The organism is Rhizobium sp. BR 362, from assembly GCF_036528765.1.
Classification (GTDB): domain Bacteria; phylum Pseudomonadota; class Alphaproteobacteria; order Rhizobiales; family Rhizobiaceae; genus Rhizobium.
In genome coordinates, this window is sequence record NZ_JARWGH010000052.1 from 1 (window position 1) to 18,120 (window position 18,120).

Here is an 18,120-nt window from a genome sequence, read left to right on the forward strand (position 1 = left end):
CCTGCCGCCGAAGCCCGTCGTGTGCTCAAGCGGCTTGAATTCCACCACACGCCGAAACACGCAAGTTGGCTGAATATGGTCGAGATCGAGATTGGCGTTTTGAAAAGCCAATGCCTCGACCGCAGGATCGACGACAAACACAGGATGATTGCAGAGATCAATGCTTGGCAGCAGCAGAGAAACGCGCAAAGGGCACAAATCCAATGGATGTTCACCACCGAAAAAGCCCGTGAAAAACTCCACAAGGCCTATCCAGTCAAAGAGTCATAATCTCTGCGGAGGGGTACTAGATGGTTAGTGAAGAAGCACGACCCGGTTGATCCGTCTCTGGCCGCGTCCGTCGAGGCCCTTTGCCGCGATGCACATAAGGATCACGACTGGAGGGCCGGCCGGGGTCCTCGCAGGCTCAGCAACCGAAAACTCGAGAACATCGAGCGGTGGCTGGAGTTGCCAATGCGCACCCCGCCATCCATTCCCCTCGAAGACGTCGATTGGGAAGTCGGTCCATGGCTGTCATCCTGGGAGATCTCGCTGCCGCCCGATCGGCCGCGTTATTTTCACCATGACAACTTATGCGGCAGAACCTGGCTGCTTTCGGGAGAGGAGCCATTAGGCGACATGGACGATGATGACGAGTTTCCAGCTTATGAAGAGCACGACAATACGGCGGAAATCGCCAAAAATCTGGTCGCCTGCTGGCCCAATCCGCCGAAAGAGATTGCGGCTACGGTCGGCGTTACCCTGCGACAACTCCAATGGTTTCTCTCGGAACGCTCCTCCCTGGACAGAACGGCCCGCTACGACCTTTCACGCCTGTTGGGCGTCGCGTATGACGAGCGGATGGGCGGCTACACTCCTTCGGGACCTTACGTCCTGATCGCCAGAAAAGCACAGGCGCTCGACGCGATCTATCAGGAGATTTCCGGCGGTGGTGATGCTTGTCCTTGTGAACTCGTTCCCGCGCAGGGAGAGGCAGATCCGAGCTGGCGATACGTCTTGATCAATGCATATGGAACGCCGCCGACCGTTGTCATGGCGCGCCGTGGCGAGGCAATCGCGGAGCGCCTTCCCGACCTGATCATGAACTACGAGGGCATTCGGCCGGTCTCCCCTACTTTTTACCGGGATGTGGTCACCACCTGCGCCCGCGCCTGCCAAACCCCTCAAGCGAATGTCCGGGAGATGACAGAATTCGCGAAACGGTATGAACGGCACTGGATTGATTGCGCGTGGCTACCGGATTGAATTTTCTGGTAGCACGTGAGCTCTGATGTTTGAGCGCGTTCGAACATACCAGCCTGGTTTCTTTGCACCCCTCCTTCCATAGGGAAAATGGAAGGTGCCGCTTTAACTCATCGTTTTCCGCGACCGTACAGCTCGATGTCAGCGACGGCGTCAGTCTTCCTTGCCTGGATGTTATCGCCATTTCCGTCAGCAAGGCGCTTTTGTGGCATACGGTCGAGGCCCGGTCTGGCAATCGAATCTACGACCTGGCCTGCCTTGGAGAAGAGGCAGCCCGGCTAGCGGCTGATCTCTACAGCTTCTTGAACCATCACCTCTTCGAATTGATCGGCTCAGACGTCGGTCATTTGAGCGAGGTGGACACGAGACTACAGTCTGTTGTCGAGGGTAGCCCGCAGGCAATATTTAGCGCAAGCAGACCTTTCCCATGCGATTTGGGGCGTTAGAGTCAATCACTCTTCTGAAACGGCCGTCTCCTCCTAAATAACGAGGTCTAATGAAAGATCCCAACGGGGCCCGTGGATCGACTTCTCCGCCCGCGTCGGTTTCTGGTTCGGCTCCCAGCGGCAGCCATTGTGCGCTCCTTCCAGACAGGAGGAGCTCGCCGGTAAATTCTTCAGGAGGCGGATGCGATCTTCACGTTTCCGCCATGTCCGCCTCCCCCAAAGACCCGGTGTTCGCCGAATGCGGAGCGGATCTGCCCATGAGGGCCGGGCAGGCCTATTTCGGGGAAGAGCAACTCGCAAACCCGGTAGGCTTCTTCCAGGTGCGGATAGCCGGAGGCGATGACGGTATCGATCCCGAGCTCCTGATATTCCCGGAGACGTTCCGCGATGGTCTTCGGAGATCCGACCAGTGCGGTCCCCGCACCCGTGCGGACGAGACCAATCCCCGCCCAGAGATTGGGAGAGACTTCGAGCTTTTCGCGGCGTCCCTGATGCAGGGCGACCATGCGCGCCTGGCCGACCGAATCCGAGCTCTTCGCGAACACTTCCTGCGCTGCGGCAATCGTTTCGTCGGAAAGCTTGGAAATCAGCCGGTCGGCCGCGGCCCAGGCCTCTTCATCGGTCTCGCGAACGATGAAGTGAAGACGGATGCCGAAGCTGACGTGCTTGCCCTTCGCCGCGGCGGCCTGGCGGACCTTGGCAATCTTCTCTGCCACTTGCGCCGGCGGTTCGCCCCAGGTCAGGTACTTGTCGGTGATACCGCCGGAAAACGCAATTGCAGCGTCGGACGATCCGCCGAAATAGAGCGGAGGGCGCGGTTCCTGTATAGGCGGCAGGCCAAGTCTCGCATCGATGGCCTTGATATACTTGCCGTCGAGGTTGGCCTTTCCGGTCTCGACCAGCGAGTTGAACACCTGGAAGAACTCGCCCGCATGATCGTAGCGTTCGTCATGCGGCAGGAAAATGCCGTCACCGGCGAGCTCCTGGGCACTGCCGCCGACCACGATGTTAATCAGCAGGCGGCCATTGGAAACGCGGTCGAGCGTCGCGGCAAGGCGCGCATAATAAGCCGGCGATGCCGTACCCGGCCGAATGGCCACCAGAAATTTCAGTCGCTCGGTATGGGCGGCGAGATCGGCGGCCAGAATGAAGGATTCTTCGCACGCCGCCCCCGTTGGGATAAGCACGCCGGAATATCCCAGCCGGTCGGCAGCCTTCGCGATTTCGCGGAAATAGGCGGGATCCGCCGGGCGGCTGAGATCGTCCGACCCCAGATACGCACCGTCACCGGACGAAGGGATGAACCAAAGAAAGTCGAGAGGCCTATCGATTACCGTCATTCCCATTCCTGTCAAAAGCGGCAGAACCGTTACAGATTTTCTCGATATTATTAAATTCTATAGTTTTCATAAGCAATTTTCTTCCAACTATCGTGCGGCTTTCGAAAAGATCGGTTCTCTTGCGGCGGTCTTAGTGACCGAAGTGATCAGTAAGTGTCTGTCTGATACGGTTCGCACCGAACACGGCGTGTTCGGTGACCTGGGGCAGACCCATCAGTTCACCAGAGGTTCCTCGGCCAAGGGGCCGGCAATGAGCACATTAGACACGGCTTCACTCCCTCGAGAGATCGAATGTGCTTTACCATTGCAGGCGATACCGAGCCACGTCGGGCAGGGCTGCAGGAGGCCGGCGACGCTAAGGTCGCGTAAAAAGTCCTGGCTCTCGAGAATAGCGCCATGCCCCGGCCCTGTTGTCACGACGATGGCCTCGACCATGATTTCCCGACTATCTCGCCTGTGCCGTTGTCGTAGGCTCACCTTGAAGCTGGAGCCGGTTCTCTCAACCGCCGCTACTGAAGCGGCGAGGATCTCAAGTTTGCCGCTGGAGAGCTCATCATTGATGACATCCTCCACCTGCGGCGGATGCGGAAGCGGTGGACGTCCCAGAACGGCCTGACATGGCGGGCGATCGGCCGGCGTTCGGCCATCGGCAAAGCGGCCCACACTTCTTGTCCCTGCAAGCGAACAGCATCGAGCACACAGTGCCAGGACAGTCCCTTGGCCTCAGCCTTCCTGTCCGCTGTGCGCACGTGCCGCAAGAGGCGGCTCGCCGTCATTGCGGGTTCCGTCACGAGATCGCCCAGCGCCTCCTGTCCGGCCGGCTGTGCCCGCGCGAACGAAGACCGCGCCGAGAGATGGATGATGTGGCCATAACGTCCGCGACGCTTCAGCGATGCCACGACGTCTGCCCGGTCCGTCCGTTCCCGATAATCAGCACATGGTCGGTCGCCGCGATGGGGCCAGCGCACCAGCGACCGTGACATCCATGACGAGTTTGCCGTCTCCGCGCAACGGCACGAGGACGTGGGCAAAGCCGGCGGCGGATGGCTGACGGCAAGGACCAGGAAATCGGCTCGAATCTCGGATCAGTCGGCAGCCTGCAAGCGATATTCCTGACCGTCTCGGCCAACTGTCTGGATTGTGGCTCGGCAGTGCACGATCCGACCCTCTGCGATCAAGGGGCGCAGTCGGGCAGCCACATAGTCACCGAAAACGGAACGCCAGGGATAAGGCAGGCCATCTCGACCGATCAGTCTTTCGTCGGCAACCTCGGTCGAACACTCTGCGAGCAGTTCAGGAAATCGTCGGGTCGCTCCGGAAAGAGTGTCATCTTACCTGCGGAGACGTTTATCCGGTGCGCAGGGTCGTTTGTACCATAGGCCAGACCCGTCACCGATATCAGAGCGCCAAGGCGATCTCATTCGGATCTCCACAGAATTCGATAGGTAATCTGAAAATCAGAGGGCGCCATGCCGCGGGGGCAGGATGCCATTCAGATAGAAGTTTCCGATATGGTGATATTTCCAGCGCACCGGATCATGCAGGGAATGCGTGCGGGCATTACGCCAAAAGCGGTCGAGCCCATAGCCTTCGAGCGTCGAGCGCGCACCACCGAACTCGATAAGCTTGGTGGCGGCAAGCTGTGCCACTTCCGTCCCGAGCGCCTTAACCTCCGCGACAGCAACGGATGCCTGCGCTACGCTCGCCGCCGTCGGTTCTGCGATGGCGCGGTCGATGATCCGCCCCGCCCTTTTGAGCAGCGCGTCGGCCGCATGCACTCTGATCGCGACGTCGCCGACGCCATGTATGGTGTGCGGATCCTCATAACCGTGCTCGATCGTCAGTTCAAAAAATGGCCGTGCATGGGCACGAACGTAGGAAATCGTCTCCGCGAGCGCCCCGCGCGCGATGCCGACTTGCACAGCAGCATGGATTATCTGCGCAAAAGGACCCATCGGCGTCGGCTGTTCGAAGCTTCCATCATGGTCAACGATCTGAAACGGCGCCACCTCGACGTCGTCGAAGGTGACGGTCCCGCTCCCTGTCGAACGCTGCCCGAAGGACGACCAGTCGTCGACGAAGCCGAGCCCCGGAGCAGCCCGGTCCATGAAGACCAAATGGACGCGGCCATTCGGTCCCTTCGCCACAGCGACGACGATATGGGCGAACAGTGAGCCGGTCGCGTAAAACTTCTGGCCGTTCAGATAGAGTTTTCCGTCGCGCTCGGCGAAATGCGTCTTAAAGTCGACCGGCGTCTTCGTGCCGATCTCTGTGAAGGCGTTGCCAAGACGGTCACCCTGCAGCACGCCCCGGAAATAGTGCTGCTTCTGCTCCTCGCTGCCGGTCAGTCGCAGCGCCTCTACCATGTAGAAATGATTTTGCGGGATCTGCCCGATTGAAGAGTCCGCAGCCGAGATGATGGCGGTGACCTCGGCCAGCGTCACCGCAGAGACGCCGGCGCCGCCATATTCCTTCGGGATGGTGATTGCCCAGAGACCGCTTTGCGAGAAGCGGTCGATCTCCGCAAGCGGAAGGCGTCGTTCGCGGTCGCGCTGAGCGGCACCGACCGCGAATTCAAGCGCAAGGTCCGTCGCGATCTGGATGGCCTCCGCATCATCGCGGATGACATGGGCCAGGCCCCCGCGCGCGGCTATGCGCGGCGCGGGACGGCCGGCGGTGAGCGCTGCATCCCGGTGCAGCTTGCGATCATTTGTGCTCATCTTGGGGTCAGTTCCAGGCGTGGCGCGGCGGGTGGACGCGGTTCAGATAATAATTGCCGACATGGTAGAACTTCCAGCGCACTGGATCATGCAGCGTATGGACGCGGGCATTGCGCCAGTGGCGGTCAAGTCCGTGCTCGGCGAGGGTCGAGCGGGTTCCTGCAAGTTCGAACAGCTTGTTCGTTGACAGGATCGCAATCTCCGTCGTCAGAACCTTGGACTCGCCTGTCTTGATCGTTGCTTCCGAGACCGTCTCCAGCGTCGGATTGGCGCGCGCCACATCGATGGCGTGCCCGGCGATCTCTAGCAGCGCTTCGGCCGCATGCAGCTTGATCTTCAGGTCGCCGATCTGGGCAATGGTGAAGAGGTCTTCGCCGGCGGTCGCCTTGCCGCTGTCGATCCAAGGCCGGCTATACTTGCTGACGAACTCGATCGTATCGTCGATCGTGCCCCGGGCGATGCCGACATCGATCGCCGACTGGATGATCTGCGAGACAGGGCCGCCGACTGTCGGATGGTCGAAAGAGGTGACCTTCAGCGCCCGAGCCTTAGGCACGCGCACGTTTTCGATCTTAACCGAACCCGACGCGGTGGTGCGCTGACCGAAGCTCGACCAGTTGTTGGTGACGGTGAGACCGGGGGCGTCGCGGTCGGCAAAGACGAGATAGCCCTGGCCAGTCTCGTCGACGCCGACGATCGGCACGATATGGGCAAGGAGCGCGCCAGTCGTGTAGAATTTCTCTCCGTTGACGACCACGTCGTCGCCATCATGAACGACCTTGGTCTCGAAATCGGCGACGGTCTTGCTCTTCAGTTCGGAGAAGGCGTTGCCGTAACGGATCCCTTCGAGCGCCCAGCCGAAGAACAGTTTCTTCTGCCCTTCCGTGCCGTCGAGATCGACGGTCGCGACGATCGCCAGATGGTTCTGAGTGATCTGCGCGATGGCCGGATCGGCCGCAGCGATGATGGCGATCACCTTTGCGAGCGTGGCATAGGAGACTTCCGGACCGCCATAAGCTTTCGGCACGTTGATGCTCCAGAGACCGCTTTGCGAATACGCGTCGAGCTCGGCGATCGGAAGCAGTCCCTCCCGGTCACGCAGCGCCGCCCCGACCTTGAAGCTCGCGGCCAGCTTCTCGGCTATCTGGATAGCCTCCTCTTCGCTCCTGATCACATGCGCCGGCTTGACCGGGCGCGGACGGGGCGACAATGGGTCTGTTGAATTGACGCGCGGATGGACGCTGTGATCAATCTTGGTCTCGGTGATGCTTCCCATAAGGAAAAACCTCGTCGGTTAAGGACCTCAGCTGGCATTGGCCAGCGTAATTGCCTGGTTGCGTTTGAAGGATTCGATGTCGCGGTAACGGTCGGCCGGATGGGCCTTGGGCAAATGGGGTCCCTCGCCGAACAGCTTCTCCCGCAGCGTTCCGGGGCGATAGCCGGTCGGATAGACCCCGCGCTTCTGTAGTTCCGGCACCAGATAGCCGACGATATCCTCAAAGGTCTCGGGAGTTACGGCATAGGCGAGGTTGAAGCCGTCAACGTCGGTCTCCTCAACCCAGGCCTGCAGCTCGTCGGCTATGGTGGAGGGCGATCCCACGACCACCGGTCCCATACCGCCGATACCGCCCCATTCGGCGAGCTCCCTGATCGTCCAGCGCTTATTCGGATCGCCTTCCGAAAGGCTCTCGATCGCCGAGTGGATGGCGTTGGTCTCGACCTTGCGCACGAGGTCGTCCGGTGCGTAGCGCGAAAAGTCGACGCCTGTCCAGCCGGACATGAAAACCAGCGAGCCATCATAGGAAACGTAATCGAGATAGTCGCGGAATTTGGCGCGCGCCTTCTCGTCGGTTTCGTCCACGATGACGGTCATCAGATTGTAGATGCGGAACTTCGACGCATCGCGCCCGACGGTCGCCGCCCGCAGCCGGACATCACGCACATAGTTCTTCAGAATGGTCCTGGTCTGTGCCGCAACGAAGACGCATTCTGCATGCTCCGCCGCGAATTGCTTGCCCGGCCCGGAAGCACCGGCCTGATAGAGCACCGGGGTACGCTGCGGCGACGGCTCGGTCAGGGCGTAGCCCGGCACTTCGAAGAAGCGGCCCTTATGGCCGATCTCGTGCACCTTCGACGGATCGGTAAAGATGCGTTTCTCGCGGTCGCGCAGTACGGCACCTTCTTCCCAGGAACCCTCAAGGAGCTTGTAGATGACCTCGAGATATTCGCTCGCCACTTCGTAGCGGTTATCATGCGCACGCAATCCGCCTTGTCCAATGTTCTTGGCACCGCTCTCCAGATAGGAGGTCACGATATTCCAGCCGACGCGCCCCTTTGTCAGGTGGTCGGCGGTGGCCAGACGCCGTGCGAAGGGATAGGGGTGCTCAAACGAGATCGAGGCGGTGATGCCGATGCCGAGATGTTCGGTGGCTAGCGCAATCGGGACCGCGAGTTGGATCGGATCATTAACCGGAATCTGCGCCGCCTGTTGGATGGCGTGGTAGTTGTTGCCCTTGTAGACGTCGTAGTAGCCGATCACGTCAGCGATGAAGATGCCATCGAAGACCCCCTTTTCGAGCGTCCTCGCAAGACCTTGCCAGTAGTCCAGATCCTTGTATTTCCAGGATCTGTCCCGGGGATGCGCCCAAAGCCCGGGCGACTGGTGACCCACGCAGTTCATGTCGAAGGCGTTGAAATGTATCTGCTTGGTCATTCCTCGATCCCATCCGAATTTCAGGCTTGGCCCCGAAGCATCCAGACACTGCACATATTTAACAGTTATTATATGTTTTTTATAGACTATTTCGTGCAATTTTTTTCTCGGAGTTTGATGGGCAGTGAATGGCTCTCGTCTCGGTTATCGCGCTGATCGGCCTTATTTGACAGCATCCGCTCGTGCGTCGCCACTTCGGCTCTAGCCGCTCGAAGCGTCGCGCCCGAAAAGAAATTCTATGTTTTTTGTGTACTTTAAATTCCTGTTGGTTAACGGCAGGAGTTATCTGGCGAATGATCCCCCAAAGGCCGACGCGGGTGCCACACGGAATACCGCTCCGTGGTCATTCCTGCGGCCCGCACCATCGCAACCGAGGATCAATTCATGTCCGACCCCATCATCGACCAAGCATATCGCCGCCGCACGGTCTTGAAGACCATGCTGGCATCAGGAGCGCTTCCTCTTCTCTCATCGGGCGTCTTGTCCTCCGCCCTGGCCGCAGGCAATCGGTTCGCCGGACACACCCTCAATCTCCTGATCATTCAGCCGCATGTCGTCACAGGCAAGAAGATCTCCGAGGATTTCGAGAAGCTTACGGGTGCGAGGGTCAACGTAACCGCCGTTCCCTACGACCAGGTCAGCGTCAAGGCGACCCTCGACTTTCAATCTGGAGCCGGTGAATTCGACGTCATCGACTATTTCTATACCTACAAGGGCCAGTTGGCCGAGGACGGCGTGATCGAGGACGTCACTGACTTGATCGAGAAAGACAAGGCGGAAATCCAACCCGACGACTTCATCCAGACGATCTATGACCAGTACACGCTGCATGAAGGCCGTCGCTATGGCCTGCCTTATGACGGCGACAGCCACCTTCTGTTCTACAACAAGGAACTCTTCGATCGTTATGGCCTCAAGCCAGCAACGACCTGGGACGAATACAATGAAAACGCCAAGATCATCACCGACGCGGAATCCAAGAACGGTATCTACGGTGCTGCAGTCCTGGGCGCGAAGATCCCGGTGATCATCCTGTCGACCTATGCCAACCGCCTCACCGGCTTTGGCGGCAACTTCCTGAAAGCAGACGGCACCTCGGCCCTCGACAGCGCCGAAGCCGTGGAGGCGCTGAAGTCGCTCCTCGCATCCGCACCGCATGCATTGCCGACGCCGCTCGAGACGCGCTTCGAGGAAGGTCTACCCGCCTTCCTCAGCGGTAAGGCCGCCCAGATCGACTTTTGGACTGACCTCGGCGGCTACGTCCAGGATCCCAAGGGCTCGAAGATCGTCGACAAGTGGGGCGTCACCCGCATTCCAGTCGGTGGCGCCAACAAGACACCGCGTCTTGCCTTCAACGCCGGTTTCGGCTTCGCAATCACCAGCGGGTCGAAGAACAAGGACGCCGCCTGGGAACTGATCAAGCTCGCGACCAGCAAGGGCTACCACGAACAACTGCTCACGCTGACCGGCTCCGGTATCGATCCCGACCGTCACTCCGGCCTTAACTCCGAAAAGTTCAAGGCCTTCCAGCCGCTCGTCCAGCCGCTGCTGGCAGACGGTGCACTTGAAAACAGCCTCGCCTGGCCCACGGCCGTTTATGCCCCGAAGCTGGAAAACGCGCTGACCGATGAACTCTCCCTCGCCCTTGCCGGGACCAAAAGTGCCGAACAGGCGATCGCCGATGCCCATAAGTCCTGGACGAACATCATCGAAGCCAATGGCTGATCATTGAGCCCCGGCCCACCTGCGGACGTCGTACACCAGTCCCAAAGGCGTGGCTCGCGGCCGAGGGGGCACGCCTTTCCAGAGAAGAACGACGAAGACCACAGGCACGATGACATGACTGCGATCGATTTCCCCCCCGCTCGAAGACGCGCCGCCTCAACGACGGCAGATCACGGTATTTCGGCACACCGGGTCATCGGTTGGCTGTGGATCTCTCCGATCTTGCTCGGGCTCGCCTCGACCCTGGTCTATCCCACACTCTTCCTGGTGGCCCTTGCGCTCAGCAAAAGCACGCTCGGGAAACCCTTCCGCAGCTTTGTCGGATTGCGACATGTGCGGGACGTCCTCCAGGATCCGCTGTTTGTGACCTCTCTGACCAAGAGCATCGCCTATGCTTTCATCACGGCGAGTACCCAGCTGGCTATCGGCTTTTTGATCGCCTTGCTCTTCAGCCAGCTCCTGAAGGCCGGACGGTTCCTGGTAAGCCTGATCCTGCTGCCGCTCATGACGCCGCCGGTGATGGTGGGAGTCGCATGGAAGTTGATCCTCGCGCCGGCCGGAGGGCTCCTGAACGGGGTGCTCCTGAACCTTGGCATTGTCGACGCGCCCGTAAGCTTCCTGGGCGATCCTGTCTTTGCCTGGTTCGCGATCGCGGTTGCCGATGTCTGGCAATGGACGCCCTTCGTCGTCATCCTTAGCTTCGCCGCCCTTTCGACCATTCCCGAAGGCGTCCACGAGGCATCGATCATTGATGGAGCATCACCTCTGCAACGCTTCTGGCACATCACGCTTCCGCTCGTGGCGGCGCCGCTCTCCTCAATCTATCTCCTGAAGCTCATTCTCTCCTTCAAGGTCTTCGACCTCGTCTATGTCCTGACGTTCGGCGGTCCGGGCTTTGCCACTACGACGACCGGCTTCTCCATCTATCGCCGCGCATTGGAACAGTTCGATGTCGCCCGCGCCGCCGCCGAGACCCTGATCTATAGTCTGGTAATTGGCGCAGTGCTCTGGCCCGTCATCCGCATTCACCAGCATCTCGAGAGGAAAGACGCATGAAGATCAACCGCTCCGACATTCTGCTCGTTGCCGCGACCGCGCCGATCTTCATCTTCTTCACTCTGCCGATCGCGTATCTCATCTCGGTTTCTTTCAAGACCAAAGACGACGTGCTGAGCGGGCACTTCCTGCCGACAAGCCCGACGCTCGACAATTGGCCGGCCGCCTTCGAGGCTGCCTGTCTTTCAGGATTCATAGCCAACTCCGTTGCCGTATCGCTGCTCGCCGGCGCCCTGACGTTGCTGCTCACCCTCCCCGCCGCCTACGCCGTGCTGCGACTCGGCATCGGTGGCAAGTGGCTCGGTGATCTCACTCTGTCGAGCTACATGGCGCCACCGATCGTGGCTCTGATTCCCCTGTTCTATCTTCTCAAGGCAACCGGGCTCCTCAACACGCATGCCGGACTTGTGATGCTCTACGGCTTTGCCAATATTCCCGTCGCCTTCTGGCTTCTCACGCCTTTTCTCCGGCGCATGCCGCTGGAGATTGAACAGGCGGCAGCAGTCGACGGAGCCGGCCCCTTCCGGATCCTTGTCCATATCGTCGTGCCGATCATTGTGCCAGGCATCGTGGCGACGCTGATCATTGTCTCGGTCCTCGCCTATAACGAGTTCCTCTTTGCCTCCGCCTTCACCTTTTCCGACGAGACGCGCACGCTTCCCGTCGGCATCTCGCTCTTCCAGGGGGATCGGCTGGTCAATTTCGGACAGATGGCGGCTGCTTCTCTCGCGGGCATCGCACCAGTCTATCTGGTGGCACTCTTCCTGCAGCGTTATCTCGTTGCAGGTCTTGCCCATGGCGGCCTCAAATGACGACTGGACACGGTGCAAGCACGAGAATTCCGAGGAGTGGGCGGGATTGTTCCTCCGAGCCGTCACCCTCGCTAGAGAAGCTCGGGCGCATCCATACCCGCCTCAGTCTTATGACAAAGGGAGTGAACTGCTTCGTCGCCAGATCCGAGGCGAGCATCTCGCATGCGTACCGGCGTGTTCTTTTCGCATACCTGAACCGCTTCCCGTGACAGTGATCCGCCCCCCGCGCAAGATCTCTTATTTAGCTTCGAACGAGTTCAGCAATATTGACCTCAAGCCCAACTTGATAGCCGCAAGATAGTTTCATAAGTCGGGGAGACCTGCCCATTTCTCGATTCGATAAGGCAGAAGTTAATATACCCGCCCCCCGCCGGAGGGGGTTTAAGGCGAGCTCCGCCTGCGTTCTGAGCTTCTGACCTGCTGGTGCGATGGGAAGATATTTCTCGTTCATCGACCCTCTACTCGAATTCCGGTTAGTCCTGCACTTCCCGATGCGAATTACAGATTCCTAATGCCATCCAATGATTCCGAGCTCAACAGCTTTCAATGCAGCAGCCATTCTGCTGCTGCAGTTTAGCTTTCGCATGGCATTCCTAAGATGAAAATTTGCCGTGTGCTCCGATATGCTCAATGTCTTCCCGATCGCCCACGATGATTTACCTTTCGCAGTCCATGCGAGGCATGCTTTTTCGCGGTTTGAGATGGCTGGATATTCCGTGTTCATGGCCGAGTTTTGCATCGTGCGGTTCCTAGGTGGAGTCTTGAGCCGGCGAGAGGTTCGGAAGGGACAATGCGCTTGTCACCGTGATCGATCCCAAAGCGAGACTCAAGAACCGTGCCAAATCGTCAACTGTGGCGCCAAATGCGCTAGAACCTCAGTGGCGGGGCCGGTAAGTGTCAATAAAAATCGGTTTCGATGGCGAGATGAGCAATCTCTGAACCGACTCACGACAGCGACTGTCGGTTGAACCGGCCGCCTGACCAAAGTACCCCCTTAAAAAGGAGAGCCTTTCGTGTCGAAGGGCCGGATGTCGCAGCGAAAGCGCTGGCGATCTCGCAACAGCCGGCGGCCGTCATCATTCATATCACCGCCGCCAAGCCTGACGGGGCAGCCGCCGGCAACTGTTTAGGCAAGCCGAGGTTGGCATGGAGCGTCTCTTCTCCGCCTTCGGTGCGGATACACGCCCCGCTCCTGCAAAAGCGGCACGACCTTTCCGACGAATTCGTCAAAGCCGCCAGGAGGTAAATGCGGCGCGAAGACGAATCCATGCGCGCCATCGGCTGCTCCGGCTTTTGATAATGCAGATCATATTGGCTTATTCGTCAACGCCTCCGACATATGTTTGGCAGAGGCCGCATTTGGTTCACTTTGCCACGAACCTTGAGGTCTCTCACGCCGTGACGGCGCAAGAGACTTTTGCGGATCGTCAACTCCACGCATGCAGCGGGGGATTTTCGCCATTCAGGAAATATCTTCCAAGAATGGCGTATTTCCAGCGCACGGGGTCATGGAGCGTATGGGTGCGCGCATTGCGCCAATGGCGATCGAGGTTGTGCTCGGCGAGTGTTGAGCGAGTGCCTGCGAGTTCGAACAGCTTGTTGGTCGCAGCAATCGCGATTTCGGTCGATAGGATCTTGGCCTCGGCCGTGACGATCTGCGCTTCGGCGACCGTCTCCGCATTGGGGTTCAGTACGGCGCGGTCGATTGCATAGCCGGCTTTTTCCAAAAGCGCTTGCGCGGCATGCAGGCGCAGCGTCAGGTCGCCGACGGCCTGGATTGTATAGGGATCCTCCCAGGCATGATCCTGGCCGCTATCCACCCATGCCCGGCTCTTGGTGCGCACGAAGGCGACCGTCTCGTCAATGGCGGCCTGTGCGATACCGGTGTCGACGGCAACCTGGATGATCTGGAAGATCGCACCATCTGCGCTCGGCACTTCATAGCCCTTGTATCCAGGCACGAGATGGGTCTTCGGCACCTTGACGTTGTCGAGCAGCACGGTGCCGGACAGCGTCGTGCGCTGCCCGAACGAGGACCAGTCATCGATGACGGTGAGCCCCCGCGCATCCCGCTCGGCAATCGCATACCAGGCCCGCCCTTCGTCATCGAGCGCGACGATCGGCACAAGATGCGCGAGCAGAGCGCCGGAGGAATAGAACTTGCGCCCGTTGACGACAACGTGGTCGCCGGCATCGCTGAAGCGCGTTTCGAAATCGACCGCCCGTTTGGAACCGAATTCCGAAAAAGCGTTGCCGAAACGGGTGCCTTTCAGCACCTCGGCAAACAGGAGTTTCTGCTGGGCGACATCCGATACAGTCCGGATGGCAGCGACGACCCCCAGATGGTTCTGGGCGATCTGACCGATCGATGAATCCGCCGCCGATATGATTTCGATGACCTTTGCAAGCGTGGCGTACGAAACCTCCGGGCCGCCGAAGGCCTTTGGCACATTGATCGACCATAGGCCGCTTTGCGAAAAGGCATCCAACTCGGCGACGGGCCAAATGCGTTCGCGATCGCGCTTGGCGGAGTCCTTCACGAATTCGGCCGCAAGCCGGCGGGCAACAGCGATTGCCTCGGCATCGTCCTTGATGACATGGGCGGGCTCAGCCGGACGAGGAACCGCCGGCACAGCCTTGACGGCATTTTCGGTATTGACCTGTGAGAGCGTCATGATGGATTCTCCTGGTTGACGATGGCGGCCGATCAGGCCTGTGGGAGGCTTGTTGTGGCGGGTATGGATGCCGGTGTGGATTTCTGACCGAGATAAAATGCCTTGACGTCGTCGCGTCCGCGCAACTCGGCCGCATCTCCCGAAAGCACTGCAGCGCCGTTTTCGAGGACTGTCGCGCGGTCGGCATAACGCAGGGCGATCGCCGAATTCTGTTCGGCAACGAGAATGGAAAGACCGCCTTCAACATTCAGCCGCCGCAACGTCCGGAAAATGTCCTGCACGACGATCGGCGCCAGCCCCATGGACGGTTCGTCGAGCACCAAAAGCTTTGGACGCGACATCAGCGCACGGCCGATCGCCGCCATTTGCTGTTCACCGCCCGAGGTAAGACCGGCCAGCGCGCGGCGCTTCTCCTTTAGTCGGGGAAAAATCGTGTATATTCTCTCCAGATCGGCGGCGATCTCGGAGCGCGAGCCGCTCCGTCCAAGGCCGCCGGAAACGAGATTTTCCTCGATGGTCAAATTGCGGAAGCAATGCCGGCCCTCAAGGACCTGCACGAGGCCGGCGCGCACCAATTCGGCCGGCGTTGCAGTGGTGACGTCGCGGCCCTCGTACAGGACGCCGCCGGCGGTAATCTCGCCGCGCTCGGCTGGAAGCAGGTTCGAAATCGCCTTGAGCGTCGTCGTCTTGCCGGCGCCATTGGCACCCAGCAGCGCCAGAATCTCGCCGCGGCGCAGTGTGAAGCTGACACCGTGAAGCGCCGTGATTGCTCCATTGTAGGTCGCTTTGATCCCGTCCACGCTCAGCAGAACGTCTTTTCCAGCCATGGTCCACCCAATCTCAGTGTGGTTTCGTATGCGAGCCGGGCACCGGCAGACAGCAGCAGGACCGCGCTGCCGATGCCCAGCCACCGGGCTCAGTTCGTCACGGCCTGTGCGTCTTCGGACGTGCGCAACTTGATGCCCTTTTCCTTGGCGTAGGCTTCCGAGGATTTCTCGATGATCGGCCGGAGCAGTGCCCAGTCCGGCGCAATCCAATCGGAGACGACGTTCCACTTCTTGCCGTCCCACTGCTGGAAGGTCACGTAGCCGTTGCCCTCGTGATTGTCCCAGGTGACGTTTATGGAATGGAACAGGCCCTTGGCGCCGAGCGCCTCGACGCGAGCCGGATCAAGCTGCAGGTGCTCGAAGCCCCAGCGGACCTCGTCGCCCGTCAGAGTCCGATGTCCGAACTTTTCCTGGGCAATACGGATCGCCTCGACGTTCAGGATACCGTTGACGATACCGAGATTATGATAGACGGAGCCGATGCGCTTCTTGTCTTCCAGATTGCCCTTGCCGTTGTCATAGAGCGTCTTCACGATCTCCTGGACGATCGGATATTCCGTGCCGGAGGCTTGGGTCGTGATGGCGGTATATCCCTTCGCGGCGTCGCCGGCCGGGATCACGTCCTCTTCCGAGTTCGACCAGACATTGCCGATGATATGGTCGGCAGGAAAGCCGGTCTTGGCCGCGGTTTTCAGGGCGACCGGGTTCATGACACCCCAGCCGCGCAGGACGACGTAATCCGGCTTGGCGCGGCGGATCGTCAGCCATTGCGCCTGTTGCTCATTGCCGGGATGCGGCACCTCGATCTGCTGCAGTTCGAAGCCATATTTCTGCGACAAGAGTTCATAGATCGGGATCGTTTCCTTGCCGTAGGGCGAGCCGTGATACAGCACGACGATCTTCTTGCCCTTCAGCTTGTCGAGACCGCCGAGCTTCGAGGCGATGTAGTTCACGATGCCCGAGGTCTCGCTATAGGGATTGAGCAGCAGCGGAAAGACATAGGGGAAAACGCGGCCATCAGTGGAATCCGTGCGACCATGGTTGATGGTGATCAACGGCACCTTGTCCTGCGTGATGCGGTCGATCATGGCATAGGCGATACCGACGGAAAGCGGGTTCCAGGCGGCAATATTCGGATTGCTCTTGAGACGCTCGTAGGCCTCGACGCCGCGTTCAACCTCGTATTGCGTTTCCGCTTCCGACCAGGTGAGCTTGACGCCGTTGACGCCGCCATTCCGCGTGTTGATGAGGTTCAGATAATCGATAAAACCACCGAAGAAACCTGTGCCGCCGGCCGCATAGGGCCCGACGCGATAGCTCTGCAGCGGGAAATATTGTTCATCGGCATGGGCGGCCGGTATCGCGGCCGAGACGGCTAGTCCAGCCGCAATGACAGCGGCCTTCAATTTCGCAAGCATGGTCATGTTTGGATACACTCCGGGTATTGTCCGGTGTGATGGCCGGAACTGGGTTGAATGAGCGATGGGTTTGATGTTTGCGGAGCTTGTGCCCCGGCTTGGTCAGGCCGGCCTGTCGATGGCAGAGCCCAACCGCCTTCGGATCTTGCCCCAAAGCGAGGAAAGCCCGTCCGGTTCCAGGATCAGAAACAGAATGATCAAGGCGCCGAGCACGATGCGCTGGCTCATGTCGAGCACGCCGGAATCGAAAACATCACCGAGCAGGAACGAGCCCAATCGAGATAGCACGAGCGGGAAGACGACGATCAGGGCGGCGCCGAGAAAGGCGCCCCGCGTCGAGGCAAGCCCGCCGATGATGATGATGAAAAGGATCTGGAACGATCGGTCGAGATTGAAGCCGGCCGGCTCGACGGTCCTCAGGTAAGCAAAGGCCCAAAGCGCTCCCGCAACCGCGATGATGAAAGAGGAGATCGCAAAGGCCAGCAACTTGGTTCTCAGTACGGGCACGCCGATGATGCGCGCCGCGATCTCATTGTCCCGAACGGCGATGAAGTTGCGCCCGGTTTGAGAGGTCGTCAGCCGATGCGCCAGGAAGGTCAGCACCACCACGATCGTAAGTGAAAAGAGATAGCGACCTGCCGGGCCCGTAAACTCGACGCCCGCAAGCGTCAGAGGCGGCGCATCAATGACCCCGGAGGCAGAGTCGTTTGAAAACCAGCTAAACTTGGTGAGAGCCCACTGCACGAAGAACTGCGCGGCGAGCGTCGACACCGCAAGATAAAAGCCCTTCAATCTGAGGCTCGGCAGGCCGAAGACGATGCCGATCACCGCCGCCATAAGGCCGGCCAGCAGGATGCTGACGATCAACGGCAGGCCATCGACGCGCAGATTGAAATTGTAAGCAGCAAAGGCACCGACGGCCATGAAGGCGGCGCTTCCGAGCGAGACCTGGCCTGCATAGCCGGTAAGCAGATTCAGCCCGACGCCGGCAAGGCTGAGCGCCAGGAACGGCAAAAGGATCGCCTCGAACAAATAGGTCGAACCGACAAAGGGAACCACGAGATAGGCGCCGGCAAGGATGGCAATCGGCGTCATCCAGCGGCTGAAAAGCCGTGTGGGATGATGATCGGTGGTAACGACGGCCAT

General features: G+C 59.6%; 16 protein-coding genes. 5 read left to right on the top strand and 11 right to left on the bottom strand.

Annotated features, from left to right (window positions below):
* On the top strand, nucleotides 1–270 hold a 270-nt coding region (locus QDY28_RS29030; protein WP_331384692.1), incomplete at its 5' end, for a transposase.
* Nucleotides 271–297: 27 nt separating this feature from the next.
* The gene (locus tag QDY28_RS29035) at nucleotides 298–1,245 is read left to right on the top strand and encodes a hypothetical protein (protein ID WP_331384693.1); all 948 of its coding nucleotides are present in this window, start codon (nucleotides 298–300) and stop codon (nucleotides 1,243–1,245) included.
* Between the two features lie 613 nt (nucleotides 1,246–1,858).
* On the opposite strand, the gene ssuD is transcribed toward QDY28_RS29035, so the two are convergent.
* From ssuD to QDY28_RS29065, 6 genes are all read right to left on the bottom strand, one after another.
* Nucleotides 1,859–3,028 (bottom strand): FMNH2-dependent alkanesulfonate monooxygenase, encoded by a 1,170-nt coding sequence (gene ssuD / locus QDY28_RS29040; RefSeq protein ID WP_004119972.1) that lies wholly within the window; start codon nucleotides 3,026–3,028, stop codon nucleotides 1,859–1,861.
* Nucleotides 3,029–3,241: 213 nt separating this feature from the next.
* Entirely contained in the window at nucleotides 3,242–3,691 is a 450-nt protein-coding gene (locus tag QDY28_RS29045; protein ID WP_135488289.1) for a hypothetical protein, read from the bottom strand.
* A 586-nt stretch (nucleotides 3,692–4,277) separates the two neighbouring features.
* Nucleotides 4,278–4,421 carry an FAD/NAD(P)-binding protein gene (locus tag QDY28_RS29050; RefSeq protein ID WP_157385366.1) on the bottom strand — a complete coding sequence of 48 codons (144 nt, stop codon included), beginning with the start codon at nucleotides 4,419–4,421 and terminating at the stop codon, nucleotides 4,278–4,280.
* A gap of 64 nt (nucleotides 4,422–4,485) precedes the next feature.
* Nucleotides 4,486–5,748, bottom strand: coding sequence for an SfnB family sulfur acquisition oxidoreductase (locus tag QDY28_RS29055; protein ID WP_004119965.1), 1,263 nt, complete (start codon nucleotides 5,746–5,748; stop codon nucleotides 4,486–4,488).
* A gap of 7 nt (nucleotides 5,749–5,755) precedes the next feature.
* Complete coding sequence (locus tag QDY28_RS29060; RefSeq protein WP_004119961.1) at nucleotides 5,756–7,024, bottom strand: SfnB family sulfur acquisition oxidoreductase; 1,269 nt, start codon at nucleotides 7,022–7,024, stop codon at nucleotides 5,756–5,758.
* A gap of 27 nt (nucleotides 7,025–7,051) precedes the next feature.
* Nucleotides 7,052–8,461, bottom strand: a complete 1,410-nt coding sequence (locus QDY28_RS29065) for an LLM class flavin-dependent oxidoreductase (RefSeq protein WP_004119959.1) — start codon at nucleotides 8,459–8,461, stop codon at nucleotides 7,052–7,054.
* Between the two features lie 384 nt (nucleotides 8,462–8,845).
* On the opposite strand from QDY28_RS29065, the gene QDY28_RS29070 reads away from it, so the two are divergent.
* The 3 genes from QDY28_RS29070 to QDY28_RS29080 all read left to right on the top strand — a co-directional run bounded on the left by QDY28_RS29070 (nucleotide 8,846) and on the right by QDY28_RS29080 (nucleotide 12,054).
* Nucleotides 8,846–10,186 carry an ABC transporter substrate-binding protein gene (locus QDY28_RS29070; RefSeq protein WP_065091789.1) on the top strand — a complete coding sequence of 447 codons (1,341 nt, stop codon included), beginning with the start codon at nucleotides 8,846–8,848 and terminating at the stop codon, nucleotides 10,184–10,186.
* A gap of 114 nt (nucleotides 10,187–10,300) precedes the next feature.
* Nucleotides 10,301–11,242: a carbohydrate ABC transporter permease gene (locus tag QDY28_RS29075; RefSeq protein WP_015341969.1), complete on the top strand. Its 942-nt coding sequence runs from the start codon at nucleotides 10,301–10,303 to the stop codon at nucleotides 11,240–11,242.
* Nucleotides 11,239–12,054 carry a carbohydrate ABC transporter permease gene (locus tag QDY28_RS29080; RefSeq protein WP_004119950.1) on the top strand — a complete coding sequence of 272 codons (816 nt, stop codon included), beginning with the start codon at nucleotides 11,239–11,241 and terminating at the stop codon, nucleotides 12,052–12,054. Before QDY28_RS29075 ends, QDY28_RS29080 begins: the two co-directional genes overlap by 4 nt.
* Before the next feature lie 508 nt (nucleotides 12,055–12,562).
* On the opposite strand, the gene QDY28_RS29085 is transcribed toward QDY28_RS29080, so the two are convergent.
* From QDY28_RS29085 to QDY28_RS29105, 5 genes are all read right to left on the bottom strand, one after another.
* Nucleotides 12,563–12,793: a response regulator transcription factor gene (locus QDY28_RS29085; RefSeq protein WP_082960276.1), complete on the bottom strand. Its 231-nt coding sequence runs from the start codon at nucleotides 12,791–12,793 to the stop codon at nucleotides 12,563–12,565.
* Nucleotides 12,794–13,481: 688 nt separating this feature from the next.
* Entirely contained in the window at nucleotides 13,482–14,729 is a 1,248-nt protein-coding gene (locus tag QDY28_RS29090; protein ID WP_004119945.1) for an SfnB family sulfur acquisition oxidoreductase, read from the bottom strand.
* Nucleotides 14,730–14,761: 32 nt separating this feature from the next.
* Nucleotides 14,762–15,556, bottom strand: coding sequence for an ABC transporter ATP-binding protein (locus tag QDY28_RS29095; protein WP_004119942.1), 795 nt, complete (start codon nucleotides 15,554–15,556; stop codon nucleotides 14,762–14,764).
* An 89-nt stretch (nucleotides 15,557–15,645) separates the two neighbouring features.
* Nucleotides 15,646–16,980: an ABC transporter substrate-binding protein gene (locus tag QDY28_RS29100; RefSeq protein ID WP_004119939.1), complete on the bottom strand. Its 1,335-nt coding sequence runs from the start codon at nucleotides 16,978–16,980 to the stop codon at nucleotides 15,646–15,648.
* Between the two features lie 96 nt (nucleotides 16,981–17,076).
* Complete coding sequence (locus QDY28_RS29105) at nucleotides 17,077–18,120, bottom strand: branched-chain amino acid ABC transporter permease (protein WP_004119936.1); 1,044 nt, start codon at nucleotides 18,118–18,120, stop codon at nucleotides 17,077–17,079.